The following is a 22,380-nucleotide window of genomic DNA, read 5'->3' as shown; positions in this document are numbered from 1 at the left end:
ACAGCTGTTTTACTTCAACTTTATCCCAATGTGCTTGACCATTTTTCTATTTCGCCCTATCATTAAAGGGAACAAAGCAAGTGAAAGAGGAAAACCGGCCATGGACCTTCGTCTGGCATTCAATGAGGACGTGAAACAATACGATAAATACCGCCCGGCCTACCCAACGGAGCTCCATCAGGAAATCATCGCATACGCCGGTCTGCGGCGCGGCGGCAGAGTTTTGGAAATTGGCTGCGGCACCGGGCAGGCGACGCTCCCGTTTCTGGATGCCGGATGCCACGTTACAGCCGTCGAATTGGGAAACCGGCTAGCGGCGTTTGCGCAAAATAAATTTTCCAAATACCAAAACTTTCATTTGATCCAGTCGGATTTTTTAACGTGTGAGTTAGCCGCGCAAGCATACGATCTGGTGTATTCCGCAACAGCATTTCACTGGATTCCCAAATCGGAAGGGTATTGCAAAATAAAATCCCTCCTGAAACCGCGCGGCGCCGTCGCCCTGTTCTGGAACCATCCATATGTAAACCGCCTGGACGATGCATCAAACCGGGCAAACCGCAGAATATATGAAAAATACCGCCCGTACGACGATCCGCCCGCCGAATTTTCCGAAATGGACTGCCAGAACAGACTGGAAGAGTTACGGCAGTACGGGTTTGTCGACCGGGCCGCAAAGCTCTACCGCCGGACGCGAACCCTGTCATCGGACGCATACATTGGACTGCTCAATACTTACTCCGACCACCGGGCTTTACCAAAACAAATCCGGCCGGCCTTTGAGACAGACATGAAACAGGCCATTGACAGAGCGGGCGGAACAATCCATATTTATGACACCATAGATTTATATCTGGCGGCAAAACCAATGTAGCCTGACCGGGACAAACGCAGTTTAACCGGGATTTTTCAAGTTTTTGCCGCTTTTCAGCCTTTCATGTAATATTCAAAACTATTTCTTGTAATCTAAAGAGCAATTATTCATTATATTTCTTTCTGATTATTTACTTATTTCTTTTCCCTGTGGTAAACTAAGACCATCAAGCTGAAATCATTTCCAGCAAGGAGATTTGACAATGAAATCATTTGCAATTGTTACGGATTCCTCCTGTGACCTTCCCGTGCATTTGGCAAAAGAAATCGAGCTCACCGTTTTGCCGCTTGCTTTCTTAATGAAGGGGAAGGAATACTACAATTATCTGGACGAGCACGAGCTCTCTTTTCAGGAGTTCTACGCCAATTTGCGCGCGGGTGAACTCTGTACTACCTCCGCCGTCAATGTAGACGCCTTCACCACCGCCATGGAGCCTTTGCTCCGGATGGGACAGGACGTGCTGTGCATTGCATTTTCCTCCGGGCTGAGCAACACCTGCAACGCTGCGCTTCTCGCGGTGGAGGAACTTTCCAAAAAATACCCGGAACGCAAAATCTACGCGGTGGATTCCCTCTGCGCCTCTCTTGGACAGGGACTGCTGGTGTATCTTGCTGCACAGGAACGCGAGGCGGGCAAAAACATCGACGAAGTCCGCGCCTGGCTGGAATCCAATAAACTGCGCCTCTGCCACTGGTTCACAGTGGAGGACCTGCACTTCCTCAAGCGAGGCGGGCGCATCTCCGCCACCACCGCGCTGGTGGGCAGCATGCTCAGTATCAAGCCCGTCATGCATATGGACAACGCGGGCCATCTGGTCAATGTCAGCAAGACGCGCGGACGGCGCGCCTCCCTGAACGCACTGGTCGACCGCATGGAAGAACTCGCCATCGACCCGCAGAACCAGACGGTTTTCATCAGCCACGGTGATTCTCTGGAAGACGCGCAGTATGTGGCGGAACAGGTGCGGCAGCGCCTTGGCGTGAAAAAGCCAGTCACAATCAACTATGTCGGTCCCGTCATCGGCGCGCACTCCGGCCCCGGCACCATCGCCCTGTTCTTCCTGGGCAAAGAACGGTAAAAATTAAACCGGCGCTTCCCATGAGAGCACATGGGAAACGCCGGTTTTACTTTAATATTAATTCTTTATCGATTAAAAACAGTCGTTTGATAATACTACAATCAAACGACTGTTTTATTTATTAATCCTGAAATTTAAAATACTCTAATACTTCATCTTTAAATTGCTCCTCCATTTCATCCGGTATAGTAATTAAAATGCAATTCCTGCACAAACCTATCTCGTCCAATTCAATTTCCTCAAACATGCAATAATGTTCATCATTATAAATACACCAATGATTTTCACAGCTAAGCAATTTTATTCCCTCCTCCCATTCATATCCTAACAAACTTCAAGAATAATTACAACAGAAATATCTAATATATTAATACATTGTAATTTTCTCATGTATTTTAACTTTTTCATTTAAGTTAGAATAGACTTCAAAGAGAGGAGGGGTTCTTATGCCATTTGTTCCAAAAGAAACAAAGAAAAAAGTGAAGGCTGGTTATAAGACACTCTATCTTTCTCAAGAGCTAATCGATAAATTGGAAAAAATTGCGACAGAGCATGAAACCAGCTTTAATAATGTGGTCGTAAGTATGATTGAACATTGTCTGGAAGAACCATAAAAACGAGCTGAACGATTTGTTCGGCTCATTTTTATCTTTACATTAAATTAACTAAAGAAATAGGGCACTTCGGTCAATGATCGAAGCGCCCTGTTTCATTTTCTAATTTAATTTTCCGGCTGGCTCACCGTCTTCTGCGTCTCTCCCTTGTCCTCCAGAAGCCGGATCGTCACGTCATGCTCGCCGCCGTTGCCGTTGTTCGCCCTGGGCGAATACAGCGTCACCACGATCTCATCCCCAGCCTTGTGGCGATTCAACACCACATACAGGTCGTTCATCGTGCTGATGGTATCCCCGTCGGCCTTAATGATGATATCGCCTTCCGCTGCGTCGGTGCCGCCGAAGCTGCTTTCCTCATCAAACGCAATAATCCGCACACCGGCGGGCAGCTTTGAAAGGGCCATTTCCTCCGCGGTCACATTTTTCGCGGTGATGCCCAGGCGGCTGCGGCCGCTCACATAGCCATTCTTGATCAGGTCGTCGATGATCGCCTTCGCATGGCTCACCGGGATGGCAAAACCCATTCCCTCGTAGCCCTGCGCGATGATTTTGTTGGAGTTGATGCCCACAACCTGCCCGTACATGTTCACCAGCGGACCGCCGGAATTGCCGGGATTGATCGCCGCATCGGTCTGGATATAGGTCATCGTATCGCTGGCACTGGAACTCAGCTTGCGGTCCAGCGCGGAGACATAGCCGCCGGTCAGTGTGCTGGCAAAATTCAATCCTCCGGGGTTGCCAATTGCAAGCACCTGGTCGCCGATCTCCAATGCGTCCGCGTCGCCGAACACCGCCGGATGCAGGCCGCGCGCGTCAATCTTCAAAATTGCCAAATCCGAACTTTTATCATAGCCCACCACAATGGCGTCATATTTTGTTTCGTCGTTGTGGAGGATCACAGACACTTTGCTGTCTCTGGAATACTCCACCACATGCGCGTTGGTGATGATGTATCCGCTGCGCGTCGCGACGATGCCGGAGCCCTGGCTGACCAGCCCGGTCCCGTCGTCCTGCGTCGTTTCCACGCCGACCACGCTTGCCACCACATCCTGATAGACCTCTTTTGCCGTCAGCTCCGCGCCATCCGGGCGCGGTTCAATAATCATGCCGGAATTGTTCGGGTCCGTGGCGTCGACTGGCGGCTGTTCCTCCTGCGCGCCGTTATCCGGAGATTGCTCCCCTTCGGGAGCCGGCGCGCTCGCGGACGGCGGGCTGCTCTGCGCCTGCCCTGGATTTTCGATCTGCCGGATCGCCGTGTTGATGCTCACCACACAGAATGAAAGCAGGAACAACCCCGCCAAAATACCCAGAATCCACAAAAACACCTTGAGCCCGCCGCTCATTCTGCGCGGCTCCTCCGGCTGCTGCGGTATCTGCGGCGGCTGGGGCGGAACACCGCCGGGCTGCGGTCCCGTCTGCTGATAGTTCCAGTACTGATACGGCGGCTGTGCCTGATACTGGTACGGGGTCTGCGGGTTCTGATACGGCTGCCCGCCGTAGGGCGGCTGCGGCGGCTGGTATGGCTGCCCGTACGGGCCATATTGACTGTATTGCTGGTAGGGATTCCCCACAGGTGCGGGCGGCTCTTCCCGCTGTGTTGGTTCCTCCGGAATCGGATTGCCACTGGAAATATCATGGTACACATCCGCTTGCGGAACCGGTTCCTTTTCCAGGTTAATCCCCGGTACATTGCCCGTCAGATCTTCCTGCACTTCCCGGTTCTCCTGTTCCACCGAGGGGGCAGCCGGTTCCTCTGGCCAATGATACGGCTCCGGCACGCCCGTCTGCTCCTGTGGTTTGTTATCCTCAGAGGCCGCAGGCTCTTCCGGTTTCTCCGGTTCAGGCGGCTGTATCTCCTCCGGTACCGGCGGTTCCCCACCCGGTATCCCCTGATTCCATTCGCTGTCTGTCATGGTGTTCCTCCTCTTTATTCCTTCGCCAGTTCTTTGTCTTTTTTGCCGGTCTTCGGCTTCGGCGGCTCTTCCCGCTTTGGAATCCAAAATTCAAACTGACAGTATTCGTTTTCCACACTCTGCACGGTGATTTCTCCGCCGTGCAGCTTGATGATCGTTCTCACAATGTACAGTCCCAGCCCCATGCCGTTTTTATCCTGGCTGCGGGATTTGTCCGTTTTATAGAACCGGTCAAAAATCAGCGCGATTTCGTCCGCCGGAATCCCCGCGCCGCTGTTCTTCACCGCGACGGAGACGCAGCTCGGCTGGTCACGGATAATCAACTGGATATAGCCGCCCTCGTTTGTAAACTTGACGGCGTTTTCAATCAGGTTGTAAACCACCTGATGGATCATGTCCGGGTCTCCGTCCACGTACAGGCTCTCGGCATTTTCCAGGCCGAGCACCTGAATATTTTTGTCCTCAATGCTCTTTTCAAACGAGAGCAGCGCCACCAGGATGGTATTCGTCAGGTCGAAACGCGCCGGATGGAGCCGCAGCTCGCCGCTGTCGATGCGGGACAAATCCAGCATTGTGCGCACCAACCGGGACAGGCGTTTGACCTCCTGCGAAACAATTTTTAAATAGTAGCTCTGTTTTTCCGGCGGAATGGTCCCGTCCAGGATACCATCGATAAACCCGGCGATGGTGGTCATCGGCGTCTTCAATTCGTGAGAGACATTGGCGATAAAGTTGCGGCGCACACTTTCGCCGCTCGCAAGGGACGTCGCCATATTGTTGAACGCCGCCGCCAGCTGTCCGATCTCATCCTGACTTGTCACAGGCACGCGGATTGAGAAATTCCCCTGCCCAAAACTGCGCGCGGCAATGGCCATGTCGCGCAGCGGGCGCACCAGTTTATAGGAAAACAGCCAGCTGATGCAGAACGCCACGAGGAATGCCGCCACCGCCGCCAGAGCAAACATTTTAACTAGTTCGTCGCGGTACGCATTAAACGACCGGGCGCTGAACGCTGTGAAGACCGCGCCAATGGTCGACTTTGTTCCGTCCCCGTTTACCACGCGAACCGGCACCCCCACAATATAATTGGGTGTGTCATAAATCCCGTCGCCGTCTCCCATACTGCTGTATGGGCCGAGCAGCGCCTTTTCCATCATATTCTCGCTGAAATTGGTGCGGTTCACCGCGCCCCCGCTGCCATAGGCGGTCAGGACGCTGTCGCCCTGGCGATTTGTCACAAAGATGTCGGCTTCAATGTTGGCAGAGAACGCGTTCATGAACGCCTGCATCTTTTCGCCGTCCAGTAAAATATAATTGTCTTCTTTTACAGAGGTTGCGCTGCCCGCGGCAATTTCCGCAATGCTTGTCGCATTGCGCTTGAGCAGATCCAGCTTTTCGTCCTGCCAGTACGATTTAACAAACACCAGCATAACCAGCCCCAGCAGGAAAAAACTGATCAGAATAATCAGGGACGTTACCCGGAGATATTTTTTAAACAGCGTTTTTTGCATGCAGCATTACTCCAGCCTTAATTTGTGTCTTTTACCTCGAATTTATAACCGACGCCCCAAACGGTTTTCAGGGCCCACTGGTCAGAAACGCCTTCCAATTTTTCACGCAGGCGCTTGACGTGCACGTCCACGGTGCGGCTGTCGCCGTAGTAGTCAAAGCCCCACACCTCGTCCAACAGCTGATCGCGCGTGAAGACGCGGTTCGGATTGCTTGCCAGGTGATAGATCAGCTCCATCTCCTTCGGCGGCGTATCCACCACCTTGCCGTTGACTTTCAATTCATAGTTGGTCAGGTTAATGCTCAGTTTATCGTATTTGACCTCTTTGACAAGGTTCTCATCGCTTTTGCCAAAGCGGCGCAGCACCGCCTTGATGCGCGCAACCACTTCCTTCGCTTCAAACGGCTTAACCACATAGTCGTCCGCGCCCAGCTCCAAGCCCAATACCTTGTCAAAGACCTCGCCCTTCGCGGTCAGCATGATGATCGGGCACTGCGATTTTTTGCGGATTTCGCGGCAGACCTGCCAGCCGTCCAGCTCCGGCAGCATGATGTCCAGCATGATGAGATCGGGATTCTCCGCCTCAAACATTTCCAGCGCCTTGCGGCCGTCATTGGCAATGACCACGTCAAAGCCTTCCTTTTCGATATACAAACGCAGCAGCTCGCAGATATTTTGATCGTCGTCCACTACCAGAATTTTGCCAGACGCCATTTTATTTCCTCCTTCAACTGTCCGCGCGCCGCGCGGCCCCCTTTATCAACGCGGGCATGCAACCGCCCGAATACTTTCTATTCCTGATTCTCTCATCATTTCTTATATCACAATAGTGATACTTTATTTATTATAAGATACTTGCCGCCAAAAGTCATGAATATTCTATAAATTCCGGGTTTATGCCGCACCATCAATACAATCTGTATTAAGTATAGTCAAATATACAAAAAATGCTCTGTATCACAATTGACAGCATGCAAAAAACTGGCTAAACGAACAATGGGGCCGTTGCAGTTTGAAAACCGCAACAGCCCCATAAGCTCACCCGCCAGCATAAAAGATCCATAAAGAACCATATCACTCGTTTCCACTCGCTCTTCTCAGGAACAAGAGTTCCGTTCTCTGCGGAGAACGGCAAAGGGCCCTGCCCTTTGATCCCGCCACTTTTTAGAAAAGTGGGAAAACACTTTTTGCTCTACGTCACAAGCAAAATACGCATTGCAATGCAGAACCTTTTCTCTTTATGCAACCTTCCATTTACAAGATGCTTTTAAGCAGGCCGCCCTTTTCAATGATATTCTGGATAAACGGCGGGAACGGCTGGGCTTTAAAGCTCTTGCCCGTGGTCACGTCGGTGATCACGCCGGTATCAAAGTCCACTTCCACTTCGTCGCCCGCCTGGATGGCCTTCGCCGCTTCCTCACACTCCAGAATCGGCAACCCGATATTGATGGAGTTGCGGTAGAAAATCCGCGCAAAGGTGGAGGCGATCACGCAGGAAACGCCGCTCGCCTTGATCGCGATGGGTGCGTGCTCGCGGGACGAGCCGCAGCCAAAATTTTTATCCGCCACGATGATATCGCCCATCTTGACGTTCTTCACAAATTCCTTGTCGATGTCTTCCATGCAGTGGGCAGCCAGCTCCGCGTGGGAAGCCGTATTCAGGTAGCGCGCGGGGATAATGACGTCCGTATCGACGTTGTCCCCGTATTTATGAACAAAACCGTGTGCATTCATGTCCGTTTCCTCCTCAGTCAAGTTGATCCGGGTCCGCAATATAACCGGCTACCGCGCTCGCCGCCGCAACCGCGGGGCTTGCCAGATAGACCTCGGATTCCACGTGGCCCATACGGCCGACAAAATTGCGGTTTGTGGTGGAAATCGCGCGCTCGCCCTTCGCCAGGACGCCCATGTGTCCGCCCAAACACGGGCCGCAGGTCGGCGTGCTGAACACCGCGCCAGCCTTAATAAAGACCTCCGCAATCCCCTCCTTGATCGCCTGCAGGTAGATGTTCTGCGTACCGGGGATCACAATGCAGCGCACGCCCTTCGCGACCTTGCGGCCCGCGAGGATTTTTGCTGCGGCGCGCAGGTCCTCAATGCGGCCGTTCGTGCAGGAACCGATCACGCACTGCTGGATCTGCACCGGCTCCATCGCCGCAATCTCATCGATCGTTTTGGTATTCTCCGGCAGGTGCGGGAACGAAACCGTCGGACGCAGGGTGGAAAGGTCGATTTCTACCGTGGATTCGTACTCGGCGTCCACATCCGCGCTGAACACCACCGGATCGCGCTGGAAGCGCCCGTCGCAATACTCAAGCGTAATGCCGTCCACCGGGAAAATGCCGTTTTTCGCACCGGCCTCAATTGCCATATTGGCAATACAGAGACGGTCGTCCATGCTGAGATGCTCCACGCCGGTCCCGGTGAATTCCAAAGACTTGTAGAGCGCGCCGTCCACACCGATTCTGCCGATCAGGTGCAGGATCACATCCTTGCCGCTCACCCAGCGCCCCGGTTTGCCCGTCAAAACCACCTTGATGGCGGACGGAACCTTGAACCACGCCTTGCCGGTGATCATGCCTGCCGCCATATCCGTGGAGCCGACGCCCGTGGAAAACGCGCCCAGCGCGCCGTAGGTACAGGTGTGAGAGTCCGCGCCAATTACGCAGTCGCCGGGGCCAACGATGCCTTTTTCCGGCAGCAATGCGTGCTCGATGCCCATTTCGCCCACATCAAAGAAATTCTTAATATCGTATTTATCCGCAAAATTGCGCGTCTGCAAACACTGTTCCGCCGCTTTGATGTCCTTATTCGGCGTAAAATGATCCAGCACCAGCGCGATGCGTGTGTTGTCAAATACCGCGTTTGCACCGCATTTTTCAAACTCGTTGATTGCCACCGGGGCGGTGATGTCATTCGCGAGTACAACGTCCAGCTTCGCCTCGATCAGCTGGCCCGCCACCACGCTGTCCAATCCGGCGTGTGCCGCCAGGATCTTCTGCGTCATTGTCATTCCCATGGGAAATTCCTCCTTTATCATTGGTTCCCTGCCTTTGTCTTCTATCTTATCATACTGCCGGACGGCAGAATGTAAACTGCGCTACAATTCAGATTTTTTTCATCCCCATAAAAAGGGTTCCTGTTAAAACGCAGGTTTGATACTGAACAATAGCAGGATAAGAGTGATTCCCCCTGCCTGCGGCGGGGGGAATCACCATATTCAGCCGGTTTTTTGCGTGTCCTGCCAATGGTGAGACAGTCCCGCACCCTTTGTTGCCGCCTACAACGCGGCCGTCTTATTTCTCAAACACAGCGCCGCGGGAACCGGAGGTCACGAGGCTCGCATAGCGCTTGATGTAGCCGGAAAGCTCCTGCTTGGGCGCCTTCCATTCGGCACGGCGTTTTTCCAGCTCCTCATCGCTGACCTGTACGTTCAGCTGACGGCCTGTAATATCGACATCCACAATGTCGCCGTCGCGGATCAGCGCGATGGCGCCGCCCACCGCGGCCTCCGGGGAAACATGGCCGATCATCGCCGCGCCCTGCGTCGCGCCGGAGAACCGCCCGTCCGTCAGCAGCGCCACGCTGGAGCCAAGCCCCATGCCGGTCAGTGCGGAGGTCGGGGCCAGCATCTCGCGCATGCCGGGGCCGCCCTTCGGTCCCTCGTAGCGGATCACCACCACGTCGCCCTCCTTGATTTCACCGCCCAGGATCGCCGCGGAGGCATCCTCTTCACAGTCGAAACAGCGGGCTGGGCCGATATGATGCATCATCTCCGGCACGACCGCGCCTTGCTTGACAACCGCGCCATCCGGGCAGATATTGCCCTTGAGCACCGCGATGCCGCCGTCCACGCGGAACGGATTTTCCACCGTGCGAATGACGGTACCGTCCGCATCGGGCGCACACTCGATGCGCTCGCGCACCGTACCGCACACCGTGGGGATATCCAGATGCACCAAATCCTTGCGCGCAAGCTCCTTCAGCACGGCGGGAATGCCGCCCACCTGGTTCAGATCGGTGATGAACACCTGACTGGCGGGATTCAGCTTGCAGAGCTGCGGCGTGGAACGGCTCATCTCATCGATGGTGTCAATATCCAGTTTCACATCCGCCTCATAGGCGATCGCCGTCAGATGCAGCACGGAGTTGGTGGAGCAGCCCAGCGCCATTTCGCTGCGCAGGGCATTTTGAAACGCCTGTTCCGTCAGAATGTCGGACGGGCGCAGATTTTGCTTGTACAGCTCCATCACCTGCGCGCCCGCGCGCTTTGCCAGCGCGATGCGCTCGGAGTAAACCGCCGGGATGCTGCCATTGCCGGGCAGCGCCATGCCGATGGCCTCCGTCAGGCAGTTCATGGAATTCGCCGTGTACATGCCGGAACAGGAGCCGCAGGTCGGGCACGCGGATTTTTCCAGCGCCAGCAATTCATCCGCGTCGATTTTACCGGACGCATGGCTGCCCACTGCCTCAAACATTTCGGAGAGGCCAAAGCGAACGCCGTTGTGCTCGCCGGGCAGCATCGGGCCGCCGCTGACAAAAATGCTCGGCAAATTCATACGGCACGCTGCCAACAGCATACCGGGAACAATTTTATCACAGTTCGGAATGAAAACCGCCGCGTCCAGCGGATGCGCGGTCAGCATCACTTCGATGGAATCCGCGATCAGCTCACGGGAGCACAGGGAATATTTCATCCCCTTGTGGTTCATCGAAAGGCCGTCGCATACCCCGATGGTTTCAAATTCAAACGGGACGCCGCCCGCGTTGCGGATACCGGCCTTGACCGCTTCCGCAATGTCCTTCAAATGCCTGTGGCCCGGGATATAATCGCTGGCGGAACAAACTACCGCCACAAAGGGCCGCTTCATCTCGTCGTCAGTCAATCCCAGCGCGCGCAGAAGGGAGCGGTGCGGCGCACGCGTCGCGCCCTCCTTCATTAAATCGCTTCTCATAATATTTTCTCTCCTTTATGTAGAAACCGCCGCACAAACCGGCGGTCCCTTTGAATTGAGAGGACGGATTTCCGCCCTTCTATTTTCCCCTTCACAGCCAGCCTCTTGCTCATTCATAAAAGCTATTTTCCAGTGTCCCGCCTATACAAACGCCGCGACCGCTGTCGTCCCGCTTTCTTTTTTGTATCAATCGGACAAAACGGTCGAATCGCACCCGGCTGCATAAAATTCAGTATAGCATATCCCCTTTTAAATCACAAGACGGGTGAAAACCTGCCCACAAATTTTCCATAGCCGCGAGACCAGGTATCGCCTGTACAACTCTGTAAAAAGAGCCAGGTCCGCATTTTCAATGCAGTCCCGGCTCTCAGAGAGATAAATTTAAAATTATTTCCCGTCCAACGGCTTCATGGTCGGGAACAGCAGCACGTCGCGGATGGAGGCCGCGTTTGTCAGCAGCATGACCAGACGGTCCACGCCGATGCCCAGTCCGCCGGTAGGCGGCATGCCGTATTCCAGCGCGGTAAGGAAGTCCTCGTCCACGTCGCACGCCTCGTCGTCACCCGCCGCCTTCAACGCGGCCTGCGCCTCAAAGCGCTGGCGCTGGTCGATCGGATCGTTCAGCTCAGAGAATGCGTTCGCATGTTCGCGGCCCACGATGAACAGTTCAAAGCGCTCCGTATACGCCGGGTTGCCGGGCATCTTTTTCGCCAGCGGGGAAATCTCCACCGGATGGTTCATCAGGAAGGTCGGCTGGATCAGCTTGTCCTCACAGAACTCATCGAAGAACAGGTTGAGGATATCGCCCTTCTTGTGGCGCTCCTCGTACTGCACATGATGCTCTTTGGCAATGGCGCGGGCCTCCTCCAGCGTCTCGATCGCATCGAAGTCCACACCCGCGTATTTCTTGACCGCGTCCACCATGGAAATGCGCTCAAACGGCTTGCCCAGATCAATTTCCACGTCGCCGTAGGTGATGACCGTGGTCCCCAGCACCTTCTGTGCCACGGTGCGAATCAGCCGCTCGGTAATGTCCATCATGCCGTTGTAATCAGTAAATGCCTGGTACAGCTCCAGCATGGTAAACTCCGGGTTGTGGCGGGTATCCATGCCCTCGTTGCGGAAGGTGCGGCCCAGCTCGTAAACCTTATCGAAGCCGCCCACGATCAACCGCTTGAGGTACAGTTCCAGCGCAATACGCAGGTACATGTCCATATCCAGCGTATTGTGGTGCGTGATGAACGGCCTTGCAGAAGCGCCGCCCGCAATGGGATGCAGCACCGGCGTCTCCACTTCCAAAAAGCCCTCGTCATTCAGGAAATTGCGGATTTCCGTGACAATCTGGGAACGGCGTACAAAGGTATCCTTGACCTCCGGGTTGACGATCAGATCCACATAGCGCTGTCTGTACCGCAGATCGGTGTCCTTCAGGCCGTGGAATTTCTCCGGCAGCGGCAGCAGGGATTTGCTCAGCAGCTCAATTTTGGTCGCGTGAACAGAAATTTCCCCGCGGCGGGTTTTAAACACATAGCCGTAGACCGCAGCGATGTCGCCCAGGTCCCAGCTTTTTTTCATCTCCGTGTAAGCGTCCTCGCCCACCTGGTCGATCTTGATATACACCTGCATACGACCCGTCTTGTCGTGCAGGTCGATGAAGCTTGCCTTTCCCATATCACGCCAGCTCATGACGCGGCCCGCGATGCAGACGTCCTGGTTTTCCAGCGCCTCAAAGTTGTCGCGGATCTCCTGCGCATAGCGGTCGCGCGGACAGGTGGTAATGGTAAACGGGTCCTTCCCCTCCGCCTGCAGTCTGGCCAGCTTATCGCGGCGGATTTGCAGCAGCTCGCTGAGATCCTGTTCCGGCAGCGCGTCCTGCACCGGCTGTTCGTTCTTGTTTTCGCTCATGTTCAGCTCTCCCTGTCTCAGAGGCGCTTGCGCGCTCCCTTTATTTTCATTCCTGTTTCCATAAAGAAAAGGCGGACGGAGCGCCGTCTCCGCCGCCCGCGTTCCGCCTGCACGATTTATTTCGAGATGGTCAGCACCTCATATTCCATCACGCCCGCGGGAACCTCCACTTCGACCTTATCGCCGATTTTGCGGTCCAACAGCGCCTTCCCTACGGCAGATTCATCGGAGATGTTGCCGTTGAGCGGATCGGCTTCATTGGAACCGACAATTTTATAATTCATCACGTTGGCCTTTCCGGTGCGCGGGTTGTTGACGCGTACCTCCACCTTGGAGCCGACGTGGATACTCTCGTTGCTCAGTTCGCTTTCATCGATGACCTTCACGTTTTTCAGCGTGACTTCGATGTCGGCAATGCGGGCCTCCATAATGGCCTGCTCGTTTTTCGCCTCGTCGTATTCGCTGTTTTCAGACAAGTCGCCAAAAGAAAGCGCCACCTTGATTTTTTCCGCAATCTCTTTGCGCTTGACGCTCTTGAGCTCTTCCAGCTCGTTCTCCAGTTTTTCCAGGCCTTCCTGTGTTAACACTACCGGTTTACCCGCCATATTTTCTTTACCACCTTTGTCGTCGCCGCATCGGATCGTGCGGCATTTTGATCAATGCGTACATTTCTATTTATTATAATCAAACCTTTCCCGCCTGTCAACAGGAACCGTGCGTGCCAAACCGCGGGAAAACGCCGCTTTTATCCCTGTTCCTCCGAGGAAGCCGCATCGCTTTCCGCCGGACTTTCAAGCTCGTCCGCCATCTCGCTCTCCGGAAGCGCGTCCGTCCCCGCCGTGTCGGCCGTTCCAGGAGGCTCTAGCACCGCCGCGCCCTGCTGCAGCAAAGCGCTGACCGCCGCCTGCAGCTGTGCGTCGTCTTTCTGCGCCAGCTGGTTGCGGGATAGCAGCGTTTTCTGCTCGTCCGTCAGCGACGCGGAAATATCCGCCGGCACGCCCGACCGGTTGAACACGCTGCCGCTGGGCGTCAGATAGTACGCCACAGAGAGCTTTACCGCGGACCCGTCGGAAAGCGGCACGACTTCGTCCTTTGTGCCGTACCCCGCCGTCGTGCCGCCGATCACCTGTCCCTTTTTAAACTCCTTGACGTCCGCGGCAAAAATTTCCGCCGCGCCAAAGGTGGTCTCGTTGGCGATTACGCTGATGGGCAGTGCGATCTCATTCGCGCGCGAGGTGTACTCCACAGTCGTCTTCCCGGACCGGTCCTGGATCGTCACCAGATTGCCGGCGGGCAGGAGCGTGTCCAGCATGGAGGCCATCGCCTCGATGCTTCCGCCGGAGTTGTTCCGCAGGTCGATCACCAGCCCAACCACGCCCTGTTTGGTCAGGGAGGTCAGCGCCGCGTTGAATTGCTCCACGCTGCTGTCGTTAAATTCCGAGATTTTCAGGTAGCCCACGTTGCCGTTGATGATGCTGGAGACGATGCTCTGTTTGGTATACTCCGCGCGCGTCACGGTGATTTCCAGCTTTTCGCCCTGCGGCTCCGACGCGGCGCTCTCCGCGTTCTCCGTCTGGCCCGCGCGGAGGATCCCCAGCTTGACGGTAGTGCCCGCCGTGCCGTCCAGCTTGTTCCACGCGTCACCGTACGTCATGCGCACAATTTCCTTGTCGTCCATTGTAATAATTGTATCGCCCTTGCGGATTCCGCTCTGCTCAGCGGGAGAATTTGGCATCACCTGGATGACCTCCATGTTGCCGTCCTCGTCCTGCATCGTCTTGATGCCGACACCCACGTTTTTCCCCGCCGTGCCGCTTTGGTACGCCTTGTAGCTTTCCGCGGACATGTACTGCGCTTGCAGGTCGCCCAAGCCCGCGACATAGCCCGCGCAGATGCCGTCGGTCAGCTTTGCTTCGTCGATCTGGCCCACATATGCCTGCCGTGCCTTTTGGTCGATCTCGCTCAGCTTGGTATACATCGCCTGCCGTTCATTGACGTCCGCAACCTTGGTGTTAAAATTATTCATGGCGTACACATAGGTCAGGGACACCGTCACCGCCGCCGTAATGCCTGCGACCGCAACCGCCGCTCCCAGCGATATTTTTTTACCCATTTTATCATTCCTAACCTTGGCGGGGCGACCCCGCGCCATCATTTTGCTTTTGTTTTATCATACCGGAAATTCACACGAATTTATACCGGAAATTGTAAATTTCAGTTTGCGGCGGAGAACCAGTTGAACGGGTTCTGCCGGACGCCGTCGACACGCACCTCAAAATGCAGGTGCGGACCGGAGGAATTTCCGGTACTGCCCACATACGCGATGGTCTGGCCTTTTTTGACCTGCTGGCCCGCGCTGACCGCCAGACGGCTGGCATGCGCGTACAGCGTGGAATACCCGCCACCGTGGTCGATCATCACATAGTTGCCATAGCTGTAATGACTTTCCGCTTTGACCACCACGCCGTCATTCGCCGCCACGATCGGTGTGCCGTCGATGCTGACGCCATTGGTGCGGTTGATGTCAATCGCCTTATGGTCGCTGCTGTAATTGTCGGAGATATGGGTAAAGCCCGGTACCGGCCAGGCAAACGCGCCGCCCACATATTCCAGCGGGGCGTCGTCCGGTACGTTCGGTGCCTCCGGCTGGTTCTGCTCCGGCTCCTGCGGAGGCTCCGGCGCCGGTTCGGATTCCGGCTCCTGATTCTGGTTCTGTTCCTCCTGACGCCGTTGTTCCTCTTCCTGCCGCCTGCGCTCTTCTTCCTCCTGCTGGCGTTTGAGCTCCTCCTGGCGGCGCTTCTGCTCCGCATAGTAGTTTGCCCACCATCGGTCGATTTCTTCCGCAGCCTCGTTCTCCTTCTGCCGCAGAACGCGCTGCTGCTCCTCAAGATCGCCGCTTTCAAATTCAAAGCCCATCTCCTCGGCAGTCAACCCGTTCAGCACCTGCTGTGCCTCGGTCTGCAGAACACCCAGCTCCGCGCGCTTGCGGTCCAGCTCCACCTTCGCGGCCGCCACATCCTTGCGGTTGTTCTCGATCTCCGCCTTTTCCCCCGCAATGCCCTGCATTTCCTCCTTCAGCCCTTCGATCAGGCCGGTGTCGTGCTCGGTGATGATCCGGAGCAAATGCGATTTATTCGCCAGGTCCATCACGTTGTCCGCGTTCAGCAGAATTTGCAGCGTGCTGGCCTCCCCGGTCTTATAGATGGCGCAAAGGCGCTTTTTGAGCTGCTCAAACTGTTCGTCGATGCTCTTCTGCTTATCTGCAATCTGCGCGGTCTTGTCCTGAATATTGGCGTCGAGCGTTTCAACCTGCCGGTTTAATACGCTGATCTGGCTTTGGACGTTTTCAATCTGCCCGTCGAGCGTATTTTTGTACTCCAGTTTTTTGGCCTTATCGGCGCGCAGCTTCTCCAGCTTGGCGTTGGTCTCCTGCTGTTGCAGGGCAAGCTGCTCCCGCTCCCGCTGCAGCTCCTCCTGCTGTTGCTGCAAAGAGGTCAGGTCGTCTTCTCCCTCAACGGCATACGCGCGCTGTAAATACCCCGACGAAGCGGATGAACAGAGCATCAGCACTGCGAGCAGGAATGCCGCCGCTTTTCGGGCTTTGCGTTTTTTATCCATGGACCGGTCTCCTTTACCCCATATTTTGCAAAGGGACTGTCGCATTCGGTATCGCTGCAACAGTCCCTTTTGTATTTGTCTCTTTCCTATCGCCGGTTCAGCCCGCGGAGAACCAGTTAAACGGGTTTTTCCGCACGCCGTTGACGCGCACTTCAAAATGCAGGTGCGGGCCGGTGGAATTGCCGGTGCTGCCCACATAAGCGATGGTCTGGCCCTTACTTACCTTCTGGCCCTTGCTCACCGCCAGGCTGCTGGCATGCGCATACAGCGTGGAATACCCGCCGCCGTGGTCGATCATCACATAGTTGCCATAGCTGTAGTGATACTCCGCCTTCACCACGGTGCCGCCGTTCGCCGCCACGATGGAAGCACCGGAGATGCTGCGCCCGTTGGTGCGGTTGATATCGATCGCCTTGTGTCCGCTGCTGTAGTTACAGGAAATATGCGTGTACCCCGGCACCGGCCAAGTGAACGTTCCACCCACATAGGAGAGCGGTGCGGAAGAGCCGCCGCTGCTGCTGCCGCTTTTCTGCGACGCATAGTAATCGGCCCACCATTTGTCGATCTCCGCCGCTGCCGCGGCCTCTTCCTTCTGTATCTTCTTCTGCTGCGCGGCGAGCGCGTTGCTTTCCGACTGCACGTCCTGCTCGTTCGCGCTGATCTCGCTGAGCACCTTCTGCGCCTCGCTCTCCAGCATGCCCAGCTCATTGCGCTTTCCGTCCAGCTCGGTCTTCGCCGCCGCAACCTCCTTGCGGTTTTCTTCAATTTCCGCCTTCTCGTCTGCGATCGCCTGCATCTCCGCCTTGAGCGTATTGATCAGCTCCGTGTCGTGCTCGGTGATGATCTTGAGCAGGTGTGTCTTATTTGCCAAATCCATGACGTTTTCGGAATTGAGCAAAATTTGCAGGCTGCTTGCTTCGCCCGTCTTGTACAGTGCGCAGAGGCGCTCTTTCAGCTGCTCGTAATTGTAATCGATGTCCTTCTGCTTATCCGCGATCTGCGCGGTTTTTTCCGTAATATTCTGATCCAGCGTGGAAATCTGCTGATTCAGCACGCTGATCTGACTTTGCAGATTGTTCATCTGCTCATCCAGCGCGTTTTTATATTCCAGCTGCTTGGCTTTGTCCGCCTTTAAATTGGCCAGCTTCTGATTGGTGGCCGCCTGCTGCTTCGCCAGCTCATTCTTCTGTTTTTTAAGATCCTGCTGCTTCTGCTGCAGGGAAGAGAGTTTATCGGAGGAGGCCGCGCCCACGTGGAGCTGCAATGTATCCGGCATGCAGAACACACTGAACGCCAGCACCAGGGCAACCAGGCCTTTCACCCATCTCTTATTAGAAGCCAACGACGTCTCCCCCTTCTTTCTTCAGATACTTACCCAGAGAAATCAGACCGCCGATCGCACCGAACAGTGTGCCGGTCAGCACAAAGGCCAGGGTGATTTCCCACGAGATCGGGCCAATGTCCACCGGGGAAAACACCGGGATGGAGGTCAGTGATTCGATCAGCTTGCTGTAGACCAGGTTGAGCAGCAAACTGGCAACGCCGCCGGAGAATAAGCCGATAATTACGCCCTCCACGATAAACGGCACACGCACAAACCAGTTTGTCGCGCCCACGGATTTCATAATGCTGATCTCCAGCCGCCGCGAGAACATCGTCACGCGGATTGTATTGGAGATGATGAACAGCGAAACGAGGCTCAGCATCAGGATCACCCAGAAGCCCGCCGTGGTCACCAGGTTGTCCATGCTCATCAGCTTTTCCGCGATGTCGGAGTAGTCGATAATCTCGTCGACGCCATTGATCGCCTTGATCTCCGCCGCCGTCTCGTCGTACAGCGCAAGATCCTTCACCGAGATGCGGAACGCGTCCGGCAGGAAGTTTTCATCCCCCAGCAGGCCCGAAAGCACCGTCCCGTCGTCCCCCAGCATATCCAGCATATTCTGGACTGCATCCTCTTTGGAGACAAACTCGCAGTCCTCTATATTGTCCAGCTTCTTGATCTCCTGCCCCACCTGCAAACTGGTCAGGGTGGGAAGTCCCTCCTGCAGATAAACCGTGGTGGAGTTGTTGCCCTCCAGCGATTTCATCGCCACGTCCACGTTCATGGAAAACAGGATCGCCGCGCCCGTCAGCAGCAGGCACGAAACCAGCACGCCGATGGAAGCAAAGCTCATGGTCCGGTTGCTCCAGATGTTCCGGACGCCCTCTTTCAGCAAATATTGCAGGCTCGCCATGCGGGAACCGGAGGCCTTCCCCCGTCCGCCGCTTGTCCGTGCGGAGCTGCCCGTTGTTTTTTTAATCGATTTATTCCGCATCCTGCTGCACCTCCATCGCGGCAGTATCCGCCACTATCTGTCCGTCGTGGATTTCCACCACGCGCCTGTGGAAGTGTTTGACCAGCGAATGCTCGTGGGTCACCATCAGAATGGTGGTTCCTCTGCGGTTGATCTCGCTGAGCAGATCGACAATTTCAAACGACAGCGCCGGGTCGATGTTGCCCGTCGGCTCGTCGGCAATGATCAGCTTCGGGTTGTTGACCAGCGCGCGGGCCAGCCCCACACGCTGCTGTTCGCCGCCGGAAAGCTCCGTCGGCCGGCATTTTACCTTATCCTGCAAATTCAGCAGGCTCAATATGTACGGCACGCGTTTCTTGATTTCGCTCTGTGTCGCGCCGATGACATGCATGGCGAACGCCACGTTGTCGTAGACGCTCATAGTATCAATCAGCCGAAAATCCTGAAATACGATGCCCATTTTGCGCCGCAGATACGGGATCTGCCGCCGTTTCAGGCTGGAAAGCCGCGTCTGGTTGACGATGATCTCCCCTTCGTTCGGCGTTTCCTCACACATAATCAGCTTCAAAAACGTACTTTTGCCCGCACCGGAAGAACCGACGATGAAGACAAACTCTCCGTCGGGAATCTCCAAACTTACATTGCGCAGCGCGTGCGTTCCATTGCTGTAAGTTTTACTTACATTTTTAAATTCTATCATCAAATCTCTCCCAAGACCTTTTTTCTCAGCCTCATTGCGCGTGCGGTACAGCGCATCTGCACCGGCGCTCATTCTTCTCCGGACTTTTCCCGGATCCACTCAAAAGCGTTATGCACAACGCCAATCATTCCCGTTCAGAATTCCCAACGAAAATAAAGCCCGCCGATAAACCGCCGGCGTCCTTTAAAATGCACACAAAAATAGCACCCATTGGGACGTTTACATAATACCAATGGGCGCTATTTTTATTGTTCCTAATTGGAAATAATTTGTAATATTTTTGTAATTTTTACAAATTATTGCCGAATTCGGATATTTCTTAGAATTTGACCGGATTGGACGACAGATACTTCTTGACCATCAGCGCCACCTTAAAGACAATGGCGTCCTCAAACTCGCGGAGGTCAAGGCCCGTAATCTTTTTAATCTTCTCCAGACGATACACCAGCGTATTGCGGTGGACAAACAGCTTGCGGGATGTCTCGGAAACGTTCAGGTTATTCTCAAAGAAGCGCTGGATCGTAAACAGCGTCTCATGGTCCAGGGATTCAATGGAACCGCGCTTGAAAACTTCCTTCAGGAACATCTCGCAGAGGGTCGTCGGCAGCTGATAGATCAGGCGCGCGATGCCCAGGTTGTCGTAGCTGACAATGGAACGCTCCGTGTCGAACACCTTGCCGACCTCCAGAGCAACCTGTGCTTCTTTAAAGGAACGGGCCAGGTCTTTGATCCCGGTCACCGTGGTGCCGATCCCCACAACGCAGTGGGTGTAGAACTCGCTGGACAGGGTGTCCACAATGGAGCCCGCCAGCTTTTCCAGGTCCTTCGGCTCGATGCCGGTGCGGATTTCCTTGACCAGCGCAATGTCCGTCTCGTTGATATTGATGATGAAGTCCTTGTTCTTGTCGGGGAACAGGTTCTGCACCACGTCGTATGCGGAAATATCGGACTTGTTGGTGATCTTGATGAGCATGCAGACGCGGCTTACATCGGAATTGAAGCGGAGCTCCCGCGCCTTGAGGTAGATGTCTCCCGGAAGAATATTGTCCAGGATGACGTTTTTAATGAAGTTGCTGCGGTCGTACTTCTCATCATAGTACTGCTTGATGCTGCTCAGAGAGACCGAAAGCAATGTCGCATAGCGGCCTGCCTCCGGGTCGGAGCCGGATACAAAGACGGCATACTCCGGTCTGGGCCGGCTGCCAAAGGATTTATATGTGTATCCGTTTACCACGAACGTTCCAGGCGCTGCCAGGACGTCTGCGGTAATGCTTTCGTTGACTTCCCCGATGCGCCCCAGCTCACTGCAGGCGATGATGACGGATGTCTCGTCAATCACACCGATGGTTCTGTCGATGGCGTCGCGCATCTGATGGATAACCCCTTGAAATAGCCTGTTTGACATGCTTTTCCCTCACTTTATCTATATTTGCTAATCTTTCTTTTCCTATTTCACAATGGCTACATATATTTTACATAAAGTTGAGGAACATTTCAACTATATATCACAAAATAAAAAATATTTTTGTGAAAAATGCCGCTGGATTTCCAACTTAATCCTATTCTGGTCCTAAAAAATTCGATTTATACATCAAAAGCGCCGCGCCACAGGTATTTTTACCCAAATGACGCGGCTTTTTCTTGATTCAGTTCAGGATTGCCTGTTCTGTATCGTTGTCAAACAGGTGCATTTTGCGCATATCGAATGCTACGCGGAGCTTTTCACCACCCACGGCGTTTGTCTCCGGGCGCACGCGCGCGGTGATGGGATTCCCCTCGCAGGAAAGGTAAAGGTAGGTTTCCGCACCCATCAGCTCCGTCATGTCCACATCAGCTTCCACCGTACAGTCCGGCGCGCCCTCCAGGAAGGCCGGTTCATCGTGTACATCCTCCGGGCGGATGCCAAAGGTCACCGCCTTGCCCACATGCGGCGCCAGCACGTCCTCCCCGTTTTTCTCTGCCGGAACCGGCAGCGCATAGGCGCCGAACCGCAGTGCATAGCCCGCGCCGCTCTTTTCCACCTGCACCGGCAGGAAGTTCATGCGCGGCGAGCCCATAAAACCCGCCACAAACAGGTTGACCGGATGGTGATACAGATTCTGCGGAGTATCCACCTGCTGGACAAAGCCATCCTTCATCACCACGATCCGGTCTCCCATGGTCATGGCTTCCGTCTGGTCATGCGTTACATAGACAAAGGTGGTGCCAAGCTGTTTGTGCAGCCGGCTGATTTCCGTGCGCATCTGTGCGCGCAGCTTCGCATCCAGGTTGGAGAGCGGCTCGTCCAGCAGAAAGACCTTCGGGTTCCGCACAATCGCGCGGCCCAACGCCACGCGCTGCCGCTGCCCGCCGGAAAGCGCCTTCGGCTTGCGGTCCAGCAGATCGGTGAGGCCCAAGCTTTCCGCGGCCTCCTCCACCCGGCGTTTGATCTCGTCCTTCGGCGTCTTGTGCATCTTCAGGCCAAACGCCATGTTCTCATAAACCGTCATATGCGGATAAAGGGCGTAGTTCTGGAACACCATGGCGATGTCGCGGTCTTTCGGCGAAACGTCGTTCGCCAGCGTGTCCCCAATATAGAGTTCGCCTTTGCTGATCTCTTCCAGACCGGCAATCATCCGCAGCGTCGTGGACTTTCCACATCCGGAGGGACCGACCAGAACGATGAATTCCCGGTCCTCGATCTCCAAATTAAAGTCGGAAACCGCCGTGACGCCGCCCTCGTATACTTTATAGATATGTTTCAATGATAAGCCCGCCATATGTAAACCTCCTACATCGCGTTTGGTGTCCCATCCTGCGGATTCCCCCAGGAATGCCGGCTGGGCATGCAGCTTTCCGGGCATTCTTTGCCCGTTTTTAGATTGATAGTCCCTATCATAGCAGAAGCCCTATTCTTTTAACAGACGTTTTTTACCC

General features: G+C 54.9%; 18 protein-coding genes. 3 read left to right on the top strand and 15 right to left on the bottom strand.

All coding sequences use genetic code 11. The features are described 5' to 3' along the window. Window positions 1-100 precede the first annotated feature (100 nt). The 3 genes from BN2106_RS02925 (at window position 101) to BN2106_RS16015 (ending at window position 2,566) form a co-directional block, all read left to right on the top strand. Window positions 101-874 carry a class I SAM-dependent methyltransferase gene (locus tag BN2106_RS02925; RefSeq protein ID WP_050697083.1) on the top strand — a complete coding sequence of 258 codons (774 nt, stop codon included), beginning with the start codon at window positions 101-103 and terminating at the stop codon, window positions 872-874. Between the two features lie 202 nt (window positions 875-1,076). Beyond that, window positions 1,077-1,952, top strand: coding sequence for a DegV family protein (locus BN2106_RS02920; RefSeq protein WP_050697082.1), 876 nt, complete (start codon window positions 1,077-1,079; stop codon window positions 1,950-1,952). Between the two features lie 446 nt (window positions 1,953-2,398). Continuing rightward, window positions 2,399-2,566 (top strand): hypothetical protein, encoded by a 168-nt coding sequence (locus BN2106_RS16015; RefSeq protein ID WP_154666407.1) that lies wholly within the window; start codon window positions 2,399-2,401, stop codon window positions 2,564-2,566. A 107-nt stretch (window positions 2,567-2,673) separates the two neighbouring features. Here the strand turns inward: BN2106_RS16015 and BN2106_RS02915 are convergent, their stop codons facing one another. From BN2106_RS02915 to BN2106_RS02845, 15 genes are all read right to left on the bottom strand, one after another. Beyond that, on the bottom strand, window positions 2,674-4,479 hold the full coding sequence (locus BN2106_RS02915; RefSeq protein ID WP_050697081.1) for a S1C family serine protease: 1,806 nt from the start codon (window positions 4,477-4,479) through the stop codon (window positions 2,674-2,676). Window positions 4,480-4,493: 14 nt separating this feature from the next. Next, window positions 4,494-5,990 carry a sensor histidine kinase gene (locus tag BN2106_RS02910; protein WP_050697080.1) on the bottom strand — a complete coding sequence of 499 codons (1,497 nt, stop codon included), beginning with the start codon at window positions 5,988-5,990 and terminating at the stop codon, window positions 4,494-4,496. A gap of 17 nt (window positions 5,991-6,007) precedes the next feature. Continuing rightward, on the bottom strand, window positions 6,008-6,703 hold the full coding sequence (locus tag BN2106_RS02905) for a response regulator transcription factor (protein WP_050697079.1): 696 nt from the start codon (window positions 6,701-6,703) through the stop codon (window positions 6,008-6,010). A 540-nt stretch (window positions 6,704-7,243) separates the two neighbouring features. Further along, window positions 7,244-7,723 (bottom strand): 3-isopropylmalate dehydratase small subunit, encoded by a 480-nt coding sequence (gene leuD / locus BN2106_RS02900; protein WP_050697078.1) that lies wholly within the window; start codon window positions 7,721-7,723, stop codon window positions 7,244-7,246. Window positions 7,724-7,736: 13 nt separating this feature from the next. Further along, entirely contained in the window at window positions 7,737-9,008 is a 1,272-nt protein-coding gene (gene leuC, locus BN2106_RS02895; protein ID WP_050697077.1) for a 3-isopropylmalate dehydratase large subunit, read from the bottom strand. 277 nt (window positions 9,009-9,285) lie between these two features. After that, on the bottom strand, window positions 9,286-10,944 hold the full coding sequence (gene ilvD / locus BN2106_RS02890) for a dihydroxy-acid dehydratase (protein ID WP_050697076.1): 1,659 nt from the start codon (window positions 10,942-10,944) through the stop codon (window positions 9,286-9,288). Window positions 10,945-11,331: 387 nt separating this feature from the next. Then, on the bottom strand, window positions 11,332-12,849 hold the full coding sequence (lysS, locus tag BN2106_RS02885; RefSeq protein ID WP_050697075.1) for a lysine--tRNA ligase: 1,518 nt from the start codon (window positions 12,847-12,849) through the stop codon (window positions 11,332-11,334). Between the two features lie 116 nt (window positions 12,850-12,965). Next, on the bottom strand, window positions 12,966-13,454 hold the full coding sequence (greA, locus tag BN2106_RS02880; protein WP_050697074.1) for a transcription elongation factor GreA: 489 nt from the start codon (window positions 13,452-13,454) through the stop codon (window positions 12,966-12,968). Between the two features lie 140 nt (window positions 13,455-13,594). Next, entirely contained in the window at window positions 13,595-14,962 is a 1,368-nt protein-coding gene (locus BN2106_RS02875; protein ID WP_050697073.1) for a S41 family peptidase, read from the bottom strand. A 101-nt stretch (window positions 14,963-15,063) separates the two neighbouring features. Further along, complete coding sequence (locus BN2106_RS16585) at window positions 15,064-16,467, bottom strand: murein hydrolase activator EnvC family protein (protein WP_050697072.1); 1,404 nt, start codon at window positions 16,465-16,467, stop codon at window positions 15,064-15,066. Between the two features lie 97 nt (window positions 16,468-16,564). Next, window positions 16,565-17,809 (bottom strand): murein hydrolase activator EnvC family protein, encoded by a 1,245-nt coding sequence (locus BN2106_RS02865; RefSeq protein ID WP_074017388.1) that lies wholly within the window; start codon window positions 17,807-17,809, stop codon window positions 16,565-16,567. Continuing rightward, entirely contained in the window at window positions 17,799-18,785 is a 987-nt protein-coding gene (ftsX, locus tag BN2106_RS02860; protein ID WP_082236340.1) for a permease-like cell division protein FtsX, read from the bottom strand. Before ftsX ends, BN2106_RS02865 begins: the two co-directional genes overlap by 11 nt. After that, a complete protein-coding gene (gene ftsE, locus BN2106_RS02855) occupies window positions 18,775-19,464 on the bottom strand; it encodes a cell division ATP-binding protein FtsE (protein ID WP_050697562.1) in 690 nt (229 codons plus the stop codon). The genes ftsX and ftsE overlap by 11 nt, the downstream gene beginning before the upstream one ends. A gap of 319 nt (window positions 19,465-19,783) precedes the next feature. Further along, on the bottom strand, window positions 19,784-20,869 hold the full coding sequence (locus BN2106_RS02850) for a PucR family transcriptional regulator (protein WP_050697070.1): 1,086 nt from the start codon (window positions 20,867-20,869) through the stop codon (window positions 19,784-19,786). A 241-nt stretch (window positions 20,870-21,110) separates the two neighbouring features. Then, entirely contained in the window at window positions 21,111-22,223 is a 1,113-nt protein-coding gene (locus BN2106_RS02845) for an ABC transporter ATP-binding protein (protein ID WP_050697069.1), read from the bottom strand. Window positions 22,224-22,380 lie beyond the last annotated feature (157 nt).

It is taken from the genome of Anaeromassilibacillus senegalensis, assembly GCF_001261775.1.
Lineage (GTDB): Bacteria > Bacillota > Clostridia > Oscillospirales > Acutalibacteraceae > Anaeromassilibacillus > Anaeromassilibacillus senegalensis.
The sequence above is the reverse complement of the archived record's forward strand: the minus strand, read 5'-3'. Positions and strand labels throughout refer to the sequence as shown.

Excerpts from the sequence above, each read along its gene's own strand:
- BN2106_RS16015 (WP_154666407.1), top strand. The coding sequence starts at position 2,399 with ATGCCATTTGTTCCAAAAGAAACAAAGAAAAAAGTGAAGGCTGGTTAT.
- BN2106_RS16585 (WP_050697072.1), bottom strand. The coding sequence starts at position 16,467 with ATGGATAAAAAACGCAAAGCCCGAAAAGCGGCGGCATTCCTGCTCGCA.
- BN2106_RS02905 (WP_050697079.1), bottom strand. The coding sequence starts at position 6,703 with ATGGCGTCTGGCAAAATTCTGGTAGTGGACGACGATCAAAATATCTGC.
- lysS (WP_050697075.1), bottom strand. The coding sequence starts at position 12,849 with ATGAGCGAAAACAAGAACGAACAGCCGGTGCAGGACGCGCTGCCGGAA.
- BN2106_RS02850 (WP_050697070.1), bottom strand. The coding sequence starts at position 20,869 with ATGTCAAACAGGCTATTTCAAGGGGTTATCCATCAGATGCGCGACGCC.
- BN2106_RS02920 (WP_050697082.1), top strand. The coding sequence starts at position 1,077 with ATGAAATCATTTGCAATTGTTACGGATTCCTCCTGTGACCTTCCCGTG.
- BN2106_RS02875 (WP_050697073.1), bottom strand. The coding sequence starts at position 14,962 with ATGGGTAAAAAAATATCGCTGGGAGCGGCGGTTGCGGTCGCAGGCATT.
- leuD (WP_050697078.1), bottom strand. The coding sequence starts at position 7,723 with ATGAATGCACACGGTTTTGTTCATAAATACGGGGACAACGTCGATACG.
- ilvD (WP_050697076.1), bottom strand. The coding sequence starts at position 10,944 with ATGAGAAGCGATTTAATGAAGGAGGGCGCGACGCGTGCGCCGCACCGC.
- BN2106_RS02925 (WP_050697083.1), top strand. The coding sequence starts at position 101 with ATGGACCTTCGTCTGGCATTCAATGAGGACGTGAAACAATACGATAAA.
- ftsX (WP_082236340.1), bottom strand. The coding sequence starts at position 18,785 with ATGCGGAATAAATCGATTAAAAAAACAACGGGCAGCTCCGCACGGACA.
- BN2106_RS02845 (WP_050697069.1), bottom strand. The coding sequence starts at position 22,223 with ATGGCGGGCTTATCATTGAAACATATCTATAAAGTATACGAGGGCGGC.
- BN2106_RS02915 (WP_050697081.1), bottom strand. The coding sequence starts at position 4,479 with ATGACAGACAGCGAATGGAATCAGGGGATACCGGGTGGGGAACCGCCG.
- leuC (WP_050697077.1), bottom strand. The coding sequence starts at position 9,008 with ATGGGAATGACAATGACGCAGAAGATCCTGGCGGCACACGCCGGATTG.
- ftsE (WP_050697562.1), bottom strand. The coding sequence starts at position 19,464 with ATGATAGAATTTAAAAATGTAAGTAAAACTTACAGCAATGGAACGCAC.
- greA (WP_050697074.1), bottom strand. The coding sequence starts at position 13,454 with ATGGCGGGTAAACCGGTAGTGTTAACACAGGAAGGCCTGGAAAAACTG.
- BN2106_RS02910 (WP_050697080.1), bottom strand. The coding sequence starts at position 5,990 with ATGCAAAAAACGCTGTTTAAAAAATATCTCCGGGTAACGTCCCTGATT.